Genomic DNA, 743 nt, shown 5'->3' on the forward strand with positions numbered 1-743 from the left:
AGCCCCGTACCCCTCACGTCCAGTTTCTTCAGGCGGCCCTGCCAGCTCAAGTCCAAAGTGGCCACATTCCCGTTGTCCCCGTTCCGGGCCAGCCGGTTGTTCCGCATGTTCACTTCTTCCAGAAGCAGCATACCATTGGTCGAAGCCATGAACGAGCCGTTCCGGTAACCGCTGGCTTTCTCCACGCTCATGTCGAGTTTTACCAGTGAGGTCAGCAGACCGAAGTTGAAGCCGATTGCGAACGCATCCTCGTGCCATACCAGCTCCTTGATTTTGGCTGCACCGATAATCTTCAGCGGGTCGTTCTCACCGAAGGCACGGGTCAGCTGCAGGGAATGGAGCACGTCCGCATCCACCACGCCGCTGTCGGCCTGCACGCCGTTGCTGGTGGAGAGCTGCACACGGTACGGGATGGTCAGCCGGTACTGCATCGGTTTCAGTTTATAAGCCTTGTCCAGCGATGCCGTACTCTGGTAGAACTGGGCACCCAGCGTGGATACATAGCCGTACTCCACCTGCTTCAGGTCATACCGGCGTTGGATGAAGTAGTTCCGGTGTGCTTTCAACGAACCCTTCAGACCGTAGATTTGCGGATAGGTCTGTTTGGCACCGTCAGCACCCACCGGCATTTCGTTCAGGAACGGGTAGATGTATTTGAAGATGCCGGACTTGTTATAGAGGCGTGAGCACCACTTCTTCATCTGTTCGGTATCGAAATGGTCAATGGCTTTCTGGATACTGAA

General features: G+C 55.7%; 1 pseudogene. It reads right to left on the reverse strand.

The window, feature by feature from the left end:
• Window positions 1-743 (reverse strand): annotated as a pseudogene (locus DWY57_RS20660) (hypothetical protein); the annotation flags it as partial.

Source organism: Bacteroides sp. AF25-5LB, assembly GCF_003602965.1.
In the GTDB taxonomy this organism is placed as follows: Bacteria; Bacteroidota; Bacteroidia; order Bacteroidales; family Bacteroidaceae; genus Bacteroides; species Bacteroides uniformis.